This is a genomic window from Frigoribacterium sp. Leaf172, assembly GCF_001424285.1.
GTDB lineage: Bacteria > Actinomycetota > Actinomycetes > Actinomycetales > Microbacteriaceae > Frigoribacterium.
The window spans coordinates 39,649-58,716 of sequence record NZ_LMPB01000003.1 but is presented as its reverse complement, the minus strand read 5'-3'; the positions used below and the strand labels follow the sequence as shown (position 1 = coordinate 58,716).

General features: G+C 71.8%; 13 protein-coding genes. 7 read left to right on the top strand and 6 right to left on the bottom strand.

What is annotated here, in order from left to right; translation table 11 throughout:
• Positions 1-5: 5 nt before the first annotated feature.
• The gene (locus ASF89_RS11850; RefSeq protein WP_055815052.1) at positions 6-1,544 is read right to left on the bottom strand and encodes a signal peptidase I; all 1,539 of its coding nucleotides are present in this window, start codon (positions 1,542-1,544) and stop codon (positions 6-8) included.
• A 374-nt stretch (positions 1,545-1,918) separates the two neighbouring features.
• Positions 1,919-2,518 (bottom strand): hypothetical protein, encoded by a 600-nt coding sequence (locus ASF89_RS11845; RefSeq protein WP_055795086.1) that lies wholly within the window; start codon positions 2,516-2,518, stop codon positions 1,919-1,921.
• 255 nt (positions 2,519-2,773) lie between these two features.
• On the opposite strand from ASF89_RS11845, the gene ASF89_RS11840 reads away from it, so the two are divergent.
• Complete coding sequence (locus ASF89_RS11840; protein ID WP_055815049.1) at positions 2,774-3,277, top strand: MarR family winged helix-turn-helix transcriptional regulator; 504 nt, start codon at positions 2,774-2,776, stop codon at positions 3,275-3,277.
• Between the two features lie 59 nt (positions 3,278-3,336).
• The gene (locus ASF89_RS11835; protein WP_055815046.1) at positions 3,337-3,843 is read left to right on the top strand and encodes a DinB family protein; all 507 of its coding nucleotides are present in this window, start codon (positions 3,337-3,339) and stop codon (positions 3,841-3,843) included.
• 179 nt (positions 3,844-4,022) lie between these two features.
• On the opposite strand, the gene ASF89_RS11830 is transcribed toward ASF89_RS11835, so the two are convergent.
• From ASF89_RS11830 to ASF89_RS11820, 3 genes are all read right to left on the bottom strand, one after another.
• Positions 4,023-6,116: a DEAD/DEAH box helicase gene (locus ASF89_RS11830; RefSeq protein WP_055795078.1), complete on the bottom strand. Its 2,094-nt coding sequence runs from the start codon at positions 6,114-6,116 to the stop codon at positions 4,023-4,025.
• 385 nt (positions 6,117-6,501) lie between these two features.
• Positions 6,502-9,624 (bottom strand): efflux RND transporter permease subunit, encoded by a 3,123-nt coding sequence (locus ASF89_RS11825; protein WP_055815043.1) that lies wholly within the window; start codon positions 9,622-9,624, stop codon positions 6,502-6,504.
• Between the two features lie 166 nt (positions 9,625-9,790).
• Positions 9,791-11,251, bottom strand: a complete 1,461-nt coding sequence (locus ASF89_RS11820; protein WP_235484112.1) for a PLP-dependent aminotransferase family protein — start codon at positions 11,249-11,251, stop codon at positions 9,791-9,793.
• 62 nt (positions 11,252-11,313) lie between these two features.
• Between ASF89_RS11820 and ASF89_RS11815 the strand changes: the two genes are divergently transcribed.
• Together ASF89_RS11815 and ASF89_RS11810 are read left to right on the top strand one after the other, a co-directional pair.
• A complete protein-coding gene (locus tag ASF89_RS11815) occupies positions 11,314-11,940 on the top strand; it encodes a YitT family protein (protein WP_055815039.1) in 627 nt (208 codons plus the stop codon).
• A gap of 145 nt (positions 11,941-12,085) precedes the next feature.
• The gene (locus tag ASF89_RS11810; protein ID WP_082489982.1) at positions 12,086-14,347 is read left to right on the top strand and encodes an APC family permease; all 2,262 of its coding nucleotides are present in this window, start codon (positions 12,086-12,088) and stop codon (positions 14,345-14,347) included.
• A 19-nt stretch (positions 14,348-14,366) separates the two neighbouring features.
• Here the strand turns inward: ASF89_RS11810 and ASF89_RS11805 are convergent, their stop codons facing one another.
• Positions 14,367-15,356 carry a LacI family DNA-binding transcriptional regulator gene (locus ASF89_RS11805; RefSeq protein ID WP_055795072.1) on the bottom strand — a complete coding sequence of 330 codons (990 nt, stop codon included), beginning with the start codon at positions 15,354-15,356 and terminating at the stop codon, positions 14,367-14,369.
• Positions 15,357-15,684: 328 nt separating this feature from the next.
• Between ASF89_RS11805 and ASF89_RS11800 the strand changes: the two genes are divergently transcribed.
• Genes ASF89_RS11800 through ASF89_RS11790 form a run of 3 tightly spaced genes read left to right on the top strand, consistent with a single transcriptional unit; the run spans position 15,685 to position 19,017 of the window.
• A complete protein-coding gene (locus ASF89_RS11800) occupies positions 15,685-16,947 on the top strand; it encodes an extracellular solute-binding protein (RefSeq protein WP_055815036.1) in 1,263 nt (420 codons plus the stop codon).
• A 7-nt stretch (positions 16,948-16,954) separates the two neighbouring features.
• Entirely contained in the window at positions 16,955-18,094 is a 1,140-nt protein-coding gene (locus tag ASF89_RS11795) for a carbohydrate ABC transporter permease (protein WP_235484111.1), read from the top strand.
• Complete coding sequence (locus ASF89_RS11790) at positions 18,091-19,017, top strand: carbohydrate ABC transporter permease (protein ID WP_055815033.1); 927 nt, start codon at positions 18,091-18,093, stop codon at positions 19,015-19,017. The genes ASF89_RS11795 and ASF89_RS11790 overlap by 4 nt, the downstream gene beginning before the upstream one ends.
• Positions 19,018-19,068: the final 51 nt, after the last annotated feature.

Below are 19,068 nucleotides of genomic sequence, written 5' to 3'. Positions count from 1 at the left end.
CGGTGTCAGTGACCGGCGGTGAAGCGCGCCTGCACGGCGGTGGCGGTCTGGGCCGTGTTGTTGTAGATGGTGCTGTTGTCGACCTGGCCGGCGAGGAAGTTGCTGGTCGGGGTGCCGGTGAAGCCGGCGAGCGGGCCGTAGCCGATGCGCCAGTAGCCGGTCGCGGACTGGGCGGTGCGCGACGTCGAGTCGGTGATGACCGACTTGCCGTCGACGTAGACGACGGTGCCGGCGGTGCTCGACAGGGTGGCGACGACGTGGTGCCAGGCGCCGTCGTTGTACGCACCGGTCGTGGTGAGCGTCTTCACCGACGACGTGGTGGGGCGGACGCCGAAGGCGAGGCGGCCGGCGTTCGTCATGAAGAGGGCGCGGTCGGCGTTGGCGGTCGTGGTGCCGGTCGGCGTGGTCGTGAACGAGGCGAGCGCGCCTCCGCGGGCCGTGGTCGTCTTGAACCAGGTCTCGATGGTGAACGACGCCTGGCCGGTCAGGTTGATGGCGGTCGTGACCTGCCCGGTCGAGCCGTCGAGCTGCAGCGACGGGCTGTCGTTCACGGCGCACGACCCGCTGACGAACGTGGCGCCCGAGGTCAGCGTGCCGACACGGGCGAAGCTGCTGCCGTCGGTCGTGGTCGTGCCCGAGAGCTCGTTGTACGGGAACCCGAACGAGGTCTCGTTGCTGTACGTCTCTTTGAGGCAGTCGTAGTTGGCGTCGGCGTTGTAGTTCGAGCCGGGGTTCGCCACCGGAGCCGAGTAGGCGGCGCCGGCGCCGCCGCCCACGACGAGCGTGAAGGCGAGACCCGAGGCGACGACCATCAGGCCGAGCACGCCGGCGGAGGCGCGGAGCCGGGCGAGACGACGCTCGCGACGGCGGAGGGCACGGCGGGTGCCCGCCGAGGAGGCGCGGGTCGCGATGCCGGAGGCGACCGACCGGAGCCCGGTGGTGCGGATCGAGCCGACCCGCGCCTCCTTGGCCTCACGGAGCAGGTCGCGGTCGAGACGCGACGCCCCGAGCAGCAGCAGGAGGACGCTGCCCGTGACGATCAGGTGACCGTACTGGTGGCCGGCCGCCCAGACGAACGGCATGCCGAGGTAGGGGACGCGGAGGAACCCGACGCCCACGACCGCGCTGCGCTCGATGGGGGTGGAGTCGGCCTCGGGGTTGGCGTCGCCCTTCGTGACGATGGAGGTGCCGGTGCCGTTGTCGAGGTAGCGGTGCAGACGCAGGTGGTCGGCGTGGTCGGGATCGTCGAACAGCAGCACCTGGCCCTTGTGGATCGACGACTCGGCGACGGGCTTCGCGACGATGATGTCGCCGGGGCTGATGCGGGGCTCCATGCTGCCGGTCATGACCGTGGTGGGGGTCCAGCCGATGAGGGCGGGACCCGCCGACCAGAGCAGCAGACCGAGCAGCGTGCCGAGCACGGTGCGGGCGAGCGTCGCCAGCAGGAGGCGGACCCAGGGGCCCGACGAGCGAGAGGCGCCCCGCGGGACCGTGATCGACGCTGTCGCCGGCGAGGGCTGCAGCTTCAGGTCGATCGTGGTCACGGGGCGCCTCTTCGGTGTCGGTTCGGGTTGCGGTGGTGCGGGTGGAGCGGTGCGGGTAGCGGTGGTGCTGGAGCGGGTCGTTAATGGTGCTGGTGCAGCACGGCGGTTCGGGCCGCCGTGCGGGTGATGCAGCACGGCGGTTCGGGCCGCCGTGCGGGTGGTGCAGCACGGCGGTTCGGGCCGCCGTGCGGGTGGTGCGGTTCTCCTGCGGCGGTTCGGGCCGCCGCGGAAGGGGTGGTCTCGGCGGTTCGGGCCGCCGTGACCGGTGTGTCGATCCGACTGGTTCGGGGTGTCGGATCGGTTCCCGCCGCCGGCCGGGAGGGGGCAGGGCGTCCGGCGGCGGGAGTCGAGAGGACTGCGGGTCAGCCCGGAGATCAGCTGTTCTGGGCCTCCCACGTGAGGCCGAGGGCCGCGGTGCCGCCCTGGGTGGTGTTGGGGGCCGAGGGGCTGACCGTGTAGGTGACCTGGTAGGTGCGGGTCTCGGACGCGGTGCCGGTGGGGGCCCAGGTGCCGACGCCGGTGGCGAAGTTGGTCGAGGAGGTGCCGAAGGCGGCGAGCGAACCCGAGTAGAGCGACGCGCCCTGGCCGAGGGCGGTGAAGCCGGAGCAGGTGCCGAAGCCGCCGCCCGTGCCCTGGACGACGCTCAGCGTGATGTTCGACGCGAGGTCCTTCGTGGTGGTGGCGTTGGTGCCGTAGAGCTTGACGGTGGAGGCGAGCGACCCGGTCGAGGTGACGGCGATGCAGTTGGTGCCCGTCGAGCCCGGCTTGAGGTTGGCGGCCGTGAAGAGCGCGGTGTTGTTGTCGTCGTCGGTGAGGGCGACGCTGCCGGCCGTCCAGTTGCTCGTGGGGTTGACCGTGGTCGACGAGAAGGCCGAGTACGAGGCCTGCGAGACGACGACGCCGCTGGCGACGAGGGCGGCGGGGATGGCGATCCAGGCGGCGAGGCGGGTCATGCGGGGGGTGGGACGGGACATGGTGTGCTCCAAGTGGTTAGCGGGGGCTGATCAAGACGGGGGTGGGGTACTCGGTGTCGAGTGATTCGCAATCCGAGTAGTTCGTTACCCGAGTTGTTCGTTTCCCAAGTGGTACGACAATCAAGATACTTGCGTATCGAATCGCTCGCAAGCGGAGAGAAGTCCCCAGTGAGGGGGGTATCTTGATGACCGAGATACTTGTTGAATGAACGAGTGGCGCATGCCGCGACGTACTGCGAGGAGCAGCCTCCCCCGATGACCGATGTCTCGCCCCAGCCCGCCCGCGGTGCGGCTCCGCCCCTCGACCCGCACGGCGAGGTCGACGTGACGGCGGCGATCATCGCCTTCGGACGACTCGAGCAGAGCAACACGGCGGTGATGAAGATCGTCGCCTCGCAGCTCGGTCTCGGCGTCACCGACATCCGCGCCCTCGTGTTCCTGGCCGGTGCCGCCGATGTCACGCCCAAGATGGTGACCGAGCACATCGACCTGTCGACGGGTGCCACCACGAGCCTGATCGATCGTCTCGACGCCGCCGGGTACGTCCGCCGGTCCGACCACCCCACCGACCGGCGCAGCACCGTGCTCGAGCTCGCCCCGCGAGGCGAGAAGGCCATCGCCGACGTGGCGGCGGTGTACCGCGCGGCGTTCCGCGAGGCGGTCGACCCCCACTACCTCGAGTTCTTCGCCATCGCCCTGCACTCGCTCGCCGACTCCCTGCGGGTCCGCGCCGGGAGCGGGCTCGACGAGGTGCTCTGAGCCCACAGCCCGGCGCCGTCCCCCGGACGCCGCCGCGTCGTTCCTCGTAGCCTGGGTCGATGACTCCGTCCGACGTTCTCATCGAGGCCTTCGACCGCCTCCCCGCCATCGCCCGCGACGCCGTCTCCGGTCTGACGGTCGACGACCTCGCCTGGCGACCCGATCCCGAGGCGAACACGATCGCCTGGCTGGTCTGGCACACAGCCCGCGGGCAGGACGTCCAGATCGCCGATCTCGCTGCGAGCGAGCAGGTCTGGACGGCCGACGGCTGGGCCGAGACGTTCGGGCTGCCCTTCGCGCCCGGCGAGATGGGCTACGGGCAGAGCGCCGCCGAGGCCGGCGAGGTCCGGGTCGAGGCCGACCTGCTGATCGGCTACCTCGAGGCCGTGACGCTGCGGACCCGCGGCTACCTCGACGACCTCGACCCCGCGTCGTACGCCGACGTGGTCGACGAGCAGTGGGAGCCGCCGGTCACCGCAGGCGCCCGCCTCGTCAGCATCCTCGGCGACTGCAGCCAGCACATCGGCCAGGCGTCGTACGTGCGCGGCCTGCTCGACCGCCGCTGACCGAGCGTCCGGACGGTCGCTGACCGCGGTTCGGGGTGCTGCGGCGGGTGCCCGTCGTCGCCGGCGGGTCGGCGCCGACCCGCCGCGCATGACGGGAACCCGCAGTAAGGGCCTGGGGAACGCAGAAGCCGACGAGGTGCGGGTACCTGACCCGCGCCTCCTCGGCTCCTGCGCTCCGCCTACGCCTTGGCGGCGGCGAGCTGGTCGATCAGACGGTCGCCGGGGCGCGTCTCGATCATCTCGGCCTCGATCTCGGCGCGGTCGAGCAGCTCCTCCATGCGGCGGCGACGGGGGCGCGTGATCAGCGTCACGACGGTGCCCTGCTTGCCCGCACGACCGGTGCGACCCGAGCGGTGCATGTAGGTCTTGTACTCGTCGGGCATGTCGGCCTGCACGACGAGGGTGATGTCGTCGACGTGGATCCCGCGGGCGGCGACGTCGGTCGCGACCAGCACGTTGACGCGACCGCTCGTGAGCATCTGCAGGTTGCGGGTGCGGCGGGCCTGGTTCAGGTCGCCGTGCAGGCTCGTCGACCGGATGCCCGCGTCTTCGAGCTGATCGGCCAGCTGCTCGGCGAATGCGCGGGTGCGGGCGAAGACGAGGGTCTTGCCCTCGCCCGAGGCGAGCTGCTCGATGACGGCCGTCTTGTCGCGCTGCTCGATGACGAGGACGCGGTGGTCGATGGTCGCGCTGGCCTGGTCCTCGCCGGCGACCTCGTGGACGGCCGGGTTCACGAGGAACTCGTCGACGAGCTTCGCGACGCCCTTGTCGAGGGTGGCGCTGAAGAGGAGCTTCTGGGCGCGCGAGCCGTCGCGCTTGACCGGAGCGGTCTCGCGGATGATGCGCTGCACGGGCTCGAGGAACCCGAGGTCGCACATGTGGTCGGCCTCGTCGAGCACCGTGATGACGACCTCGCTGAGGTCGAGTCGGCCCTGGTCGATGAGGTCCTCGATGCGGCCGGGGGTGCCGATGATGATGTCGACGCCGCGGTTGATCGCACCGACCTGGCGAGCCTGGGGCACGCCGCCGTAGACCTGGGTGGTGAAGAGGCCGACCGAGCGGGCGATGGGCTGCACGGTGCGGTCGATCTGCATCGCGAGCTCACGCGTCGGGGCGAGGATCAGCGCGCGGGGCTTGCGACCCGGCTTGCGGCCCTTGGCGCCGTTGTTCTCCATGAGCTTCTCGACGAGCGGGGCGCCGAACGCGATGGTCTTGCCCGAGCCCGTGCGGCCGCGGCCGAGCACGTCGCGGCCCTTCAGGACGTCGGGGATCGTCGCCGCCTGGATGGCGAAGGGCGCCTCGGCACCCATCGAGGCGAGCTGACGCTCGATGTTGTCACCGAGACCCAGGTCGCCGAAGCTGACACCCTCGACGTCCGCCGCCGTGACGACCTCGGCCTTGAGCTTCTCGAGCTTGACGTCGTCTTCGGGCGAGTAGCCGGCGCCGGCGCGCTTCGGGTAGAAGTCGCTCGGACGCTCGGTGCGCGAGTCGCGATCGGCGCGGTCGAACGAGCGCGGTGCGCGATCGGTGCGGGCCGGGCGGTCGGCGCGGTCGTTGCGGTCGTACGAGCGCGGGGCGCGATCGGTGCGGTCGTCGCGGCCGTACGAGCGCGGGGCGCGATCGTCGCGGTCGAACGAGCGCGGTGCGCGATCGCGGTCGTCACGAGCCGGACGGTCGCTCCGCGTCGGGCGGTCGTACGAGCGGGGGGCGCGGTCGTCGCCACGGGCCGGACGGTCGTCGCGGCCGTACGAACGAGGCGCGCGGTCGTCGCGTGCCGGACGGTCGGTGCGCGTCGGGCGGTCGTACGAACGGGGGGCGCGGTCGTCGCCGCGGGGCGGACGGTCGTCGCGGTCGTACGAACGAGGCGCGCGATCGCGGTCGTCGCGGGCCGGGCGGTCGGTGCGGTCGTAGCCGCGCGACGGACGGCCGTCGCGGCCGGCGCGAGCAGCTTCCTTGCCGCCGTCGCGACCCCAGCCGCGGGCGGCGTCGCGTCCGCCGTCACGGCCGCGCTCGCCGTTGCGGGCGTCGTGGTCGCGGGGGGCGAAGCGGCTGTTGCCGGTCTTCTCGCGGGGCTCCCAGTTGGGGCGGCCGGCGCCGGCGCGCGGGGCGTCGCCGCGGCGTTCGGCGCGCGAGTCGGAGTTCCAGCGCTGCTTGCGCTCGGGGGCGCCGGCTTCTTCGGCGCGGTGGCCGCGGTGCTTGGGGCTCTTGGAGCCGTTGCCGCGGGCTCCGCCGGTGCTGCTGGCGCGCGAGGGCGTCTTGTCGTAAGGAGGCATGAGTTTCTTTCCGGGCTTGCGGATGACGCGAAGAAATACCCGGGCAGCCGTTGACCAGGACCATTCACAATCGTGAATTCATCCCGTCGAGATCCGACGGGAATCCGGCCCACAAGACTTACAAACCCTCATGCGCACCCCCGTCGTGACGAGCGGGCGGTGCAGTCGCGCCACAGGCGCGGTGTCTTGAGCCGACCAGACGACGATACCCGACCCGCGCCTCCGGCAAAAGCCCCCCGTACACCGTCTCACTCCCGCCGGCCCGGCCCGGCCCCGCCCGGCCCGCCAGGCGAAATGCGCTGAGAGGGACGAAACGCGCTGCGGCCGCGAAGCGCGTCGTCCCTTCTCGGCCAGAACCTGCCCCGGCGCCCCGGCCGCGCGCCGCCTACGCGGCGGCGCGCCGCTCCGCACGGCGCTCGCGCGCACCCTCGACCAGGTAGTACAGCACCGGCAGCACGACCAGCGTCAGCACCGTGGACGACACGAGCCCGCCGATGACGACGATCGCGAGCGGCTGCGAGATGAACCCGCCGTGGCCGGTGATGCCGAGCGCCATCGGCAGCAGCGCGAAGATCGTCGCGGTCGCCGTCATGAGGATCGGCCGCAACCGCCGCGACGCGCCCTCGAGCAGGGCCTCGCGCACGCGGAGACCGCGGGTGCGGTACTGGTTCACCAGGTCGATGAGCACGATCGCGTTCGTCACCACGATGCCCACGAGCATCAGCACGCCGATCAGCGAGGCGACGCCGAGCGGGACGCCCGAGGCGATCTGCAGCAGGATCGCACCGGTCGCCGCGAACGGGATCGACACCAGCAGGAGGAACGGCTGCAGCAGGCTGCGGAACGTCGCCACCATGACGATGTACACGATCAGGATCGCGATCAGCACGGCCAGGCCGAGCTGCGAGAACGCGTTCGCCTGGTCGGCCGTGACCCCGCCGATCTCGGTGTCGGCGCCGGCGGGCAGGTCGAGACCGGCGAGCGCGTCGGTCACCTCCGTGCTGGCGGTCGACAGGTCGTCGCCCGACGGGGTGACGGTGACGGTCGCCGTGCGGACGGCGTCGGCGGTCGTGACCGAGGTGGGCCCCGTGGTCTCGTCGATCGTCGCGATCGAGTCGAGGCGCACCGGCCCGGTGGGGCCGGGCACCTCGACGGCGCGGAGCTCGTCGAGGTTCGCCGGGGGCGTCGGAGCGACGGTGTAGACGTCGATCGAGCTGTCGTCGATCTCGATCGAGCCGACCTGCAGCGGCTGCACGGCCTGTGACACGATGGCGCCGACCGCGACCTCGCTGAGGCCGAGCGCCGCCGCGTCGTCGCGGTCGATCTGCACGCCGATGATCGGCTGGGCCGACGCGAGGTTCGAGTTCGCCTCGGCCGTGCCGGGCAGATCGCGCACGGTCGAGAGCACCGTGTCGGTCGCCGACTGCAGCGTCTCGGGGTCGGGCGCCGAGACGTCGATCGAGATGTCGTTGCTCGTGCCGAATCCGCTCGAGGCCGTGACCTCGATGTCGCCCACGTCGCCCAGCCCGTCGAGCCGGTCGCGCACGTCGGCCTGGAGGGCGTCCTGATCGGCGCTCTCGTCGGTGGTGATCGAGTAGGTGACGGTGCTGTCGCCCGTCCCGCCGAAGAAGCTGGCGATCGAGGTGCCGCTCGACCCGATGGTCAGCTGCACGGTCTCGATGCCGTCGACGCCGTCGAGCGCCTCCTCGACCTGGGTGGCCGCGTCGGACTGCGCGTCGAGGCTCGTCGCCGGGGCGAGCGTCTGGGTGACGCTGAACGTGTTCTGCCCGCTCGCGCCCAGGAAGTTCGTCTTCATGAAGGGCACGGCCGCGGCCGTCCCGCCGAGGATCAGCACGGCGACGACGATCGTGACGACGGGCCGACGCAGGGTGCCGCGCAGCACCGGCACGTAGACCCGGCGCAGACGGTCGAGGGGCGCCCCGGCGGAGGGGTCGGAGGCGCGGGTCGTCAGCACCTCGACCGCCTCGGCCCCGGAGGAGGAGCCCGCACCCGCGGCACCTGCGTGCTTGTGCGTCTTCGGCGCCCGCAGGAACCAGTACGCCAGCACGGGCACGATCGTCAGGGCGACGAACAGCGAGGCGACGAGGGCGATGGTGACCGTCAGGGCGAAGGGTCGGAACAGCTCGCCGGTGATGTTGCCGACGAACGCGAGCGGCAGGAACACCACGACGGTGGTGACGGTCGAGGCGGTGATGGCGCCGGCGACCTCGCGGACGCCGACGGTGATGGCCTGCAGCCGGTCGGCGCCCGAGGTCAGGTGCCGCTTGATGTTCTCGATGACGACGATGCTGTCGTCGACGACGCGGCCGATCGCGATCGTGAGGGCGCCGAGGGTGAGGATGTTGAGCGTGTAGTCGGCCGCCTGCAGCCCGATGAACGTGATGAGCACGCTGGTGGGGATGCTGATGGCCGTGACGATCGTCGATCGGATCGACAGCAGGAACACCAGGATGACGATCACGGCGAAGACGAGGCCGAGCAGCCCCTCGGTCGCGAGGCTGTCGATCGACTGCTGGATGAACGGCGCCTGGTCGAAGACGACGGTCAGGTCGACGCCGTCGCCGAGGTCGGTGGCGAGGGCGGGGATCGCGTCGCGCACCGTCTCGGAGACGTCGACCGTGTTGGCGTCGAGCGTCTTCGTGACCGCGACCGTGAGGGCGGGCTCGCCGTTGACGCGGCTGATCGAGGTGACCGGCGCCGAGGTCAGCGCCACGTCGGCGACGTCGTCGACGGTGACGGCGGAGCTGCCGCCGAGCAGCGGCAGGGCGGCGACCTGATCGGCGCTCGTGATGCGCTGACCGGCCTGGATCGACAGCGTCTGTCCGTCTTGCGTGATGGTGCCGCCGGGGATCAGCTGCCCGTTGGCGTCGAGGGCGTCCTGGAACGCCTGCGTCGTCAGACCGGCGGCGGCGAGCGCATCGCGGTCGGGGGTGATGGTGACGCGCTGCCCGGCGTCGCCGTAGATGGAGGCCTCGCGCACCCCGTCGAGCTTCTGCAGGTCGGGCACGGTCGTGTTCGTCAGCCGGTCGACGAGCTGCTGGGCGTCGGAGTCGTCGTACCCGGTGACGGCGATCTGGATGATCGGCAGGTCGTCGAGGCTGCCGGTGACGACCTGGGTGTCGACGGCGTCGGGCAGGGTCAGCCGGTTGATCGCCGACTGGATCTTCTGCTCGGCGTTGTCGAGGTCCGTGCCGTAGGTGAACTCCGCCGAGACGGTGCTGGTCGAGGTGCTCGACGTCGCGGTGGTGCCCTCCAGCCCCGGGATGACCTGCACCGCCTGCTCGATCGGCGTCGAGACGTCGTCGTTGACGACCTCGGGCGTGGCCCCCGGGTACGAGCTGACGATGGCGATCTGCGGGAACTGGACGTTGGGCGCCAGCTCCTGCTTCAGCGACGTGAGAGCGACCCCGCCGAAGACGGCGACGACGATCGTGACGAGGGCGATCAGTGCGCGGTTGCGGAGACTGAAGACGGACAGCAGATGCACGGGACTCCGGTGGTCAAGAGGAGAGAGAGGGAGGCGCGGTGCACGACGTCCACCGCGCCTCCCATTGTCACCACTCTCTCTGGGAACTGGCGGCCCCCTCATACCCGCCTGTGGACGGGATCGACCGAAGCCGAGGAGGTGCGGGGCGGCTCCGACCAGGCGACCCTCAGACCACCTCGGCGAGCAGCGGCGAGGCCGGCGCCTGCACGCCGTCGATGCCGTCCCACGCCGAGCGCAGGGCCGCGAGCGCGCGGTCCGTCTCGGTCTCGCCGTACGAGAACGGCACGCGGAGGAACCGCTCGAACGCGCCGTCGACGCCGAACACGGGCCCGGCCGCGAGCAGCAGGCCCTCGCGGCGCGCGGCGAGGGTCAGCTGCGAGCTGACGGGCGCGCCGAGTCCGACCCAGGTGCTGAGCCCGCCCGCGGGCGACGGGACGTCCCACGAGGGGAACGCGCTGCGGAGGCCGGCGACGACGCGGTCGCGACCTCGTCTCAGGTGCGCGGCCCGCGCCTCCAGCACGGTGTCGAGGTCGGCGAGCAGCTCGGCGACGACGAGCTGCTCGAGCACGGGGGTGCCGAGGTCGCCGGCCGAGCGTGCTCGGACGAGGCGGTCGACGAGCGGCCGGTCGGCGCGGATCCAGCCGATGCGCAGCCCGCCCCAGAGCGACTTGCCGACCGACCCGATCGACACGGCCCGCCCGTACGCCGCCATCGGCAAGGGCCGCCCGGCAGCAGCACCAGCACCTGCACCGACCCCGTCGATCGCCAGCTCCGCCATCGTCTCGTCGACCACGACGATCGTCCCCTCGGCCGCCGCCGCCTCGAGCACGCGCGCCCGCTGCTCGGCGGGCATCGTGGCGCCGGTCGGGTTGTGGAAGTCGGGCATGAGGTACGCGACCGGCGGGCTCGTGCGGCGGAGCGTCTGCATCAGCGCCGGCTCGTCCCACCCGCCGTCGACGGTGACGCTGACGGGGACGAGTCGCGCCCCGGCGACCCGCAGCGCCTCGAACGCGTGGGGGTAGCCGGGCGCCTCGACGACGGCCCGGTCGCCGCGGCCGACGAGCACGCGGGCGAGCAGGGCGATGGCGTGCTGCGCCCCGAGCGTGACGACGATCTGGTCGGCGCTCGTCTCGAGCCCGCGCCTGCGGTACCGCTCGGCGATGGCCTCGCGCAGCACGGGCCTGCCGATCTGGTCGTAGCCCGAGTCGCCGAGGTACGCGCCGAGCCGGCCGGCCGCGCGCTGGGCCGCCTCGGCGATGCCCTCGGCGGCGGGCAGGGCGGCCTTGGTGAGGTCGAGCAGCCCCTCGGTCGAGGTCGGTCGCGGCAGGGCGATGCGGGTCGGCAGCCGGACGACGCTGCCGCTCCCCCGCACGCTGTCGATGTGACCGCCGTCGCGCAGGGCGGCGTAGGCGGCGGCGACCGTGGTGCGGCTGACGCCGAGGTGCGCGCTGAGGTCGCGTTCGGACGGCAGGCGCGTGCCGACCGGCAGCCGCCCGTCGAGCACGAGGAGCCGGATGCGGTCGGCGAGCGCCAGATACCCGGGAGCCGAGGAGGCGCGCCACGAGTCCAGCAGCACCCCCAGAGCGCGGGCGGAGACGGAGGCGGCACCGGGGTCGATGTGGGTCACGGTGCCACCCTAGGTCGATTGGACTCTTGCCACCAGGCCACATCGACGATTGGATCGCTGTCATGCCCCTGATCCACCGCCTCCTCCGTCTCGCCGTCGGCCTCTTCGCCTACGGCTTCGCCATCGCGCTGATGGTGCGTGCCGGCATCGGGGTCGCGCCCTGGGACGTCCTGACGCAGGGGCTCTCGAAGCACACGGGGCTCAGCTTCGGGCTCGTGACGTTCCTGACGAGCCTCGTCGTGCTGCTGCTCTGGATCCCGCTCAGGCAACGGCCGCGCTTCGGCACGGTCGCCAACACGCTGTCGATCGGCCCGGTGGCCGACTTCGGGCTGCACGTGCTGCCGCAGCAGAGCGTCTGGTGGGCGCAGGGGCTGACCTTCGCGGGCGGACTGCTGCTGCTGGCCGTCGCGAGCGGCCTCTACATCGGGGCCGACTTCGGCCCGGGGCCCCGCGACGGCCTCATGCTCGGTCTGCACCGGCGCCTCGGGTGGCGGGTCGGGGTGGCCCGCACGGCGATCGAGGTCACGGTCCTGGCCGCGGGCTGGCTGCTCGGCGGGCAGGTCGGCATCGGCACGGCCGCCGAGGCCCTCCTGATCGGCCCTCTGGTCGCGATCACCCTGCCGCTCTTCGCACGTCGGCGGGCGGTGGCGGCGACGACGGGATCGACGCCGGTGGCCGTCGCGACCTGACCCGCGCCTCCTCGGCTCGGGCCCGCCTCGCTGGCCGTTGCGCGCAGACAGAACGGGACGGTTCGGTGAACCGGCGCGTGACCGGGGAATATCCCGGCCGTCGCTGTGGTTGACAGGCCCTCGGCACGGAGTAGAGTCGCCGCTCGTGACCAACGACACCCGGTCGCCGAAGCGCTGGCTGATCGGCGAACCGCTGCCCTCCGAGAAGCTCGACGGGCAGCTCCTCCCCAAGCATCTCGCCCTGCCGATCTTCGCCAGCGACCCGCTCAGCTCGGTGGCGTACGCCCCGCAGGAGCTGCTGATGATCCTGCTGATCGGCGGTCTCGGGTTCCTGACCCTCGCGCCGTGGGTCGCGGTGGCGGTCGTCGTGCTGCTGCTCGTCGTGGTCGCGTCGTACCGGCAGCTGATCAAGGCCTACCCCTCGGGAGGCGGCGATTACGAGGTCGCGCACCGCAACCTCGGCGAGAAGGCCGGCCTGGTCGTCGCGTCGGCGCTGCTGGTCGACTACGTCATGACCGTGGCCGTCTCGGTCGCGTCGGGCGTCGACAACATCATCTCGGCGGTGCCCGAGCTGGCGCCGATCCGGGTCGAGCTCGCCATCTTCTTCGTCATCGCCCTCGCGGCGGTCAACCTGCGGGGCGTCCGCGAGTCGAGCAAGGCGTTCGCCGTGCCGACCTACCTGTTCGTGTCGAGCGTCTTCGTGATGATCGTCATCGCGCTGGTGCGCACCGCCCTCGGCGACCCGCCCGTGGCCGAGAGCGCCGAGTACACGGTGCAGGCCGATCAGCTGACGCAGGCGGCGTTCATCCTGCTGCTGCTGCGCGCGTTCTCGAGCGGCTGCTCGGCTCTGACCGGCGTCGAGGCGATCGCCAACGGCGTGCCCGCGTTCCGCCGCCCCAAGGTGCAGAACGCCCAGAAGACGCTCGTGCTGATGGGCGGCATCGCGATCGTGCTGTTCGCCGGTCTCGTCGCGGTGGCCCTGATCGCGAAGGTGCACTACGCGGAGGACGCCTGCGATCTGCAGGGCTTCGTCGACTGCGAGGGCACGCCGCAGCGCAGCCTCATCGCGCAGATCGCCGCGTCGGTGTTCGGCGGCGCGTTCTTCGGCATCCCCTTCTACGTCATCCAGGCCTGCACGGCGGCGGTGCTGCTGCTCGCGGCGAACACGGCGTTCAACGGGTTCCCGCTGCTCGGGTCGATCCTCGCCCGCGACCAGTACGCGCCCAAGGCGCTGAACACCCGCGGCGACCGGCTGATCTACTCGAACGGCGTGATCGTGCTGGCGCTGGTCGCGTGCGCGATCCTGCTCGTGTACCAGGCGAGCGTGACCGGGCTGATCCAGCTGTACATCATCGGGGTGTTCGTGTCGTTCACGCTCGGGCAGACGGGCATGGTCGTGCACTGGACGCGCATGCTGCGCGAGGGCTGCGCCGACCGCGGAGCCGTGTACCGCGCCCGGGGCATCAACGCGTTCGGCGCGCTGCTGACCGCGTCGGTGCTGATCGTGGTGACGGTGACGAAGTTCACGCACGGCGCCTGGCTGGTGTTCGTCATCATGCCGATCCTGTTCACGCTGATGCTCGGCGTGAACCGCTACTACCGCGACGTGCTGGTCGAGATCGAGCCCGACGCGACGACGCAGTTCGGCTCGCACGGCGACCACGCCATCGTGCTGGTCGGCACGATGCAGAAGCCGGTGCTGAAGGCGCTCGACTACGCCATCGCGGCACGGCACGAGTCGCTCGAGGCGATCCACGTCAGCATCGACGACACCGCCACGGCGCTGCTGCAGCGGCAGTGGGCCGAGCAGAACATCGAGGTGCCGCTGCGCATCGTGCCGTCGCCCTATCGCGACATCAGCATGCCGTTGATCAAGTACATCAAGGCGCATCGCGACGAGCACGGCAGCGAGGTCGTCACCGTCTACACGCCCATCTACATCGTCGGCCACTGGTGGGAGGCGGCGCTGCACAACCACAAGAGCCGTCGCATCCGCCAGCGTCTGATGCTCGTGCACGGGGTGACGATCTCGCTCGTGCCGTGGCTGCTCGACTCGTCGGAGGTGCTCTACGGACGCCGGTCGCGCCCCATCCCCGGGCAGGACCGCCGCGGCGAGCCCATCCGCCCCGCGGTGCAGCGTCGTCCGCTCGAGCCGGCCGGTCGCCGGTCGGAGTCCGCCGGCGGCGCGCTCGGCGCCGACGCCGGCCCGTCGGGCCGCTCGGGAGCGGCGATCGAAGGAGGCGCGGTGCAGCGCGGCCTGGACGCCCAGCCCGCGAAGCCCGGCCCGAAGCAGACCCCCCGCGCCCCGGGTTCGGCGAAGGGCAACCGCGGGGGCGGCGCCGCCGCCCGCAAGGCCCGTTCGGCCGCCCGCAACTCGACCGGCGCGACCCCCCGCAAGAAGAAGTAGAGCGCCCGCTCTCCGGCGCTCAGCGCCAGACCGGCCGCGGCCGGAGCAGCCGGTGCAGCGACTCGTCGCCGGCCCCCGCGTCGCCGTCGAGCAGCAGCTGCAGGGCGGCGGCGGCGACCTCGTCGAGGGGCTGCTCGACGCTCGACAGGCCGAGGGCGGCGGCGACCGGGGTGTCGTCGTAGCCGATCACCGGCACCGATCCGCCGAGCACCGTCGTCGCGCCGAGGGCGAGCGTGTCGCTGGCGCACACCACCGCGTCGATCTCGACGCCCGAGGCCAGCAGCGCCCTGATGGCGTCGGCGCCGAGCGACACCGAGTCCTCGACGCTGAGCGAGAGCGCGTCGATGCGGTCGGCGGACAGCGCGCCCGCGGCGTCGAGGGTCTCGCGCCAGCCGCGCCTCCGGTCGTTGCCGGCGCCGGACTCGGGCGGCCAGCCCAGGAAGGCGACGCGTGACGCCCCGCGGCCGAGCAGCTCGCTGGTCGCCGCGGCGACGCCGTGCCGCCCGTCGACGTCGACCCAGCGGTGGCGGGGGTCGCCCCGGTCGTCGAGCCCCCAGGGTCGCCCGAAGGTGACGAACTCGGCACCCGCCGCGATGAGCCACTCGGTGCGCGGGTCGTCGAAGAAGGTCGAGGTGAGGATGAACCCGTCGACGTCGGCGCCGTCGAGCAGGCGCTCGAACTGGGCGATCTCGTCATCCGGCCCCGCCGCCGTGTACAGCAGGATCCGGTAGCCGCGCGCGTCGGCCTGCTCGGTCACGGCGTGGAGGAACCGGTCGAGCACCGCACCCGAGATCCCGTTCTGCACGGGGTCGAGGCGGATGCCGATGGTCGAGCTCTTGCGGGTCCGCAGCCGACGGGCCGAGGCGTGCGGCCGGTAGCCCAGCTCGGCGATCGCGCGCTCGACCCGTTCGCGCGTCCCGGGCCGCACGACGGCGGGCGAGTTGAGCACGTTCGAGACCGTCTGCCGCGAGACCCCGGCCGACGAGGCCACGTCGCTGACCGTCGGCATCCGGGTCGTCGCCGACCGGGAGCCGAGGAGGCGCGGCGCAGCACCCGGGGCGTCACCCGCACCAGCCACGACGCCTCCCGTCCGGCCCGCCCGACGACCGGCCTGCGGTCACGTTACCTCAGGCCCCGCGCCTCCTCGGCGGTGTCCGGAGTGCGCAGGCGCGCGCCTCCGGTCTTGACACCCGGCGGAGTGCCTGCCTACTGTGACGACACGGATTTGATCGATCAAATTACAGATCGGCAGCACGGCGCGGCGCGAGCCGTACCCGAGGCACCAGCACCACCCGCAGCACCACCCGACCCCGCAACGACGCGACGAGAGGCCCATCATGCGACGACGCACGACCCGACTGGCAGCCACGGCGGCCCTGACCACCATCACCGTCCTCGGGCTCACGGCCTGCGGCGGCTCCGGCTTCAGCGACACCTCGACCGGCGGAGGCGAGGCCGGGGGCGAGCTCACCTCGAGCGACGACGGCCTCAGCGTGCTGATCGCGGCGAGCGGCGACGCCGAGGCGACCTCGGTCACCGACGCCGTCGCCGCGTGGTCGTCCGACTCGGGCACCGACGCCGAGGTCAGCGTGGCCTCCGATCTGCCGCAGCAGCTGAGCCAGGGCTTCGCGTCCGGCGAGCCCGCCGACGTCTTCTACCTGTCGACCGAGGCGCTGGCCGGTTTCGCGAGCAACGGCAGCCTGCTGCCCTACGGCGACCGTCTGACGAACCGCGACGACTTCTACCCGGCGCTCGTCGACAACTTCACCGTCGACGACCAGTTCTTCTGCGCCCCGAAGGACTTCTCGACCCTCGGCCTCATCATCAACACTGACATGTGGGCCGACGCCGGGCTGACCGACGCCGACGTGCCCACCGACTGGGACTCGCTCGCCGACGTGGCCGCGCAGCTGACCACCGACGACCACGTCGGTCTCGCCTTCAGCCCCGAGTACGCCCGCATCGGCGCGTTCATGGCGCAGGCCGGCGGCACGGTGACGAACGCCGACGGCACCGAGGCGACGCTCGACTCCCCCGAGAACATCGAGGCGCTGACCTACGTCCAGAGCCTGCTGACCAGCGGCGACGCGGCGCTCACGAGCGACCTCGGCGCCGGCTGGGGCGGCGAGGCCTTCGGCACCGGTCAGGCCGCGATGACCATCGAGGGCAACTGGATCGGCGGAGCCCTGTCGACCGACTACCCCGACGTCGCTTACCAGGTCGCCGAACTCCCGGCGGGCCCCGGCGGGCAGGGCACGCTGCAGTTCACCAACTGCTGGGGCATCGCCGCCGACAGCCCCAACCAGGAGGCGGCGGTCGCGCTGGTCGAGCAGCTCACGAGCACCGACCAGCAGCTGGCCTTCGCCGACGACTTCGGCGTGATGCCGTCGATCGAGTCGGCCGCCGAGCAGTGGAAGACCGACAACCCCGACCAGGCGGCGTTCCTCGACTCGGTCGAGTTCGCGCAGGGGGTTCCGAACCAGGACGGCTCGGCCGCCGTCATCACCGATCTCAACTCGCAGCTGTCGGGTCTGAAGACCGGCGACCCGGCGGCGATCCTCGAGTCCGCGCAGGCGAACTTCGACGCGATCCTCAAGTAGGCCCCTCGTGACCGTCATCGCCACCAGGCCCCCGCGTCGTCGCAGCGCCGCGACGCGGGGCGAGAGCCTCTCGGGCTGGTTGTTCGTCTCGCCGATCCTGATCATCCTGGGTCTGTTCCTGGCCGTCCCGGTCGGGATGGCCCTCTGGGTCAGCGTCTCGGACTGGACGGGTCGCGGGTCGCCCTTCGCGTCGGGCGTCGGCTTCGTCGGTCTCGACAACTACCGCGAGCTGCTCGGCGGCGGCGGTCTCGCCGAGCGCGACTTCGGGCTCAGCCTCCGCAACAACGCCTGGTACGTGCTGCTGGTCGTCCCGATCCAGACCGCGGTGTCGCTGCTGCTGGCCGTGCTGGTGAACCGTCAGGTGCTGCGCGGGCGCGGGTTCTTCCGCACCGCGTTCTACTTCCCGTCGGTGACGAGCTCGGTCGCGATCACGGTGCTCTGGCTGTTCCTCTTCTCGCAGAGCGGCGCGGTCAACAAGCTGCTGTCGTTCGTCGGCATCACCGGCCCGGCGTGGTTCAACGACGCCAGCGGCGTGCTGCATAACCTGCTCGCCCTGGTCGGGGTGCGCGAGGCGCCGGCCGTGCTGGCCGACAACACCGCTCTCGGCATCCCCCTCTGGGAGTGGCTCGCGGGCCCGTCGGTGGCGATGAGCGCGTTCATCCTGATGGCCGTCTTCACGACGAGCGGCACGTTCATGCTGCTGTTCCTGGCGGCGCTGCAGAACCTCGGCGGCGACGTACAGGAGGCCGCGATGATGGACGGCGCGACCGGCTGGCAGCGCTTCTGGCGCATCACGCTGCCGCAGCTGCGCCCGACGCTGTTCACCGTGCTGACGCTCGGGCTGATCGGCACCTGGCAGGTCTTCGACCAGATCTACACGGGCACGCAGGGCGGCCCGCAGAAGACCACGCTGACCCCGGCCTATCTGTCGTACACCTCGGCCTTCGGCGACCAGGAGTGGGGTCGCGGCGCGGCCATCGCGTTCGTCCTCTTCGTGATCATCGTGGTGCTGACGATCCTGCAGCGCATCGTGCTCCGCGACCGCGCCGTGTCGAAGCGCCGCCTCGCGATGTACGCCCCGGCGGCCGCGACCGCCGACTCGACCACCGGGACCACCGGGTCGACCGGGACGGAGGCCCGCCGATGACCACCACGGCACCCCTCTCGGGAGGCGCGGTGACCGCGTCCCCCCTCGCCGCGCCTCCTGCAGGGCCTCGCCCCGCGGGCCGACCCCGGCGCAGCACGGGTCGCGTGGCCGGCACGTCGATCCTCTACGCGGTGCTGATCGTCATCGCGGCGATCTACATCCTGCCGTTCCTCATCAACGTCGCGACGTCGTTCAAGACCGACCCCGAGGCGGCGGCCGACCCGTTGTCGCTGATCCCCGCGACGGCGACGACGGCCGCGTACCGGCAGCTGTTCCTCAACAGCGACTTCCCGACCTGGTTCGCGAACTCGACGATCGTGACGGTGTTCGTCACCGCCGGTCGCGTGTTCTTCAACTCGCTCGCCGGCTACGCGCTGGCGCGGCTCCAGTTCCGAGGGCGCGGGGTCATCTTCGTGCTGCTGATCGGCGTCATGGCGGTGCCGACGGTCGTGCTGCTGATCCCGAAGTTCCTCGTGATCAACCAGCTCGGCATGTACGACTCGTACTCGGGCATGATCGTGCCGCTGCTGACCGACGCCGCGGGCGTGTTCATCATGAAGAACTTCTTCGAGTCGATCCCCCGCAGCGTCGAGGAGCAGGCGCGCATCGACGGCGCGGGCACGTTCCGCGTGTTCTGGTCGATCGTGCTGCCGATGGCGCGACCGGCGCTCGTGACGATCATCATCCTGTCGTTCCAGGGGTCGTGGAACGAGCTCTCGCACTTCATCGTGTCGACGCAGTCGCCCGAGCTGACGACCCTGACGAAGGGCGTGGCGAGTCTCGCGTCGGGTCAGCTGAGCCAGGGCTCGCAGTATCCGATCAAGCTCGCGGCGGCGGCGATCATGACGGTTCCCGTCGCGATCGTGTTCTTCGTGTTCCAGCGCCGGATCATGAACGCCAGCGACGGCGCGGTCAAGGAGTGACCCGCCCGCCGCTCGCGGCGCCCAGCCCCCTCGCCCCCTCCCCGATCCCCC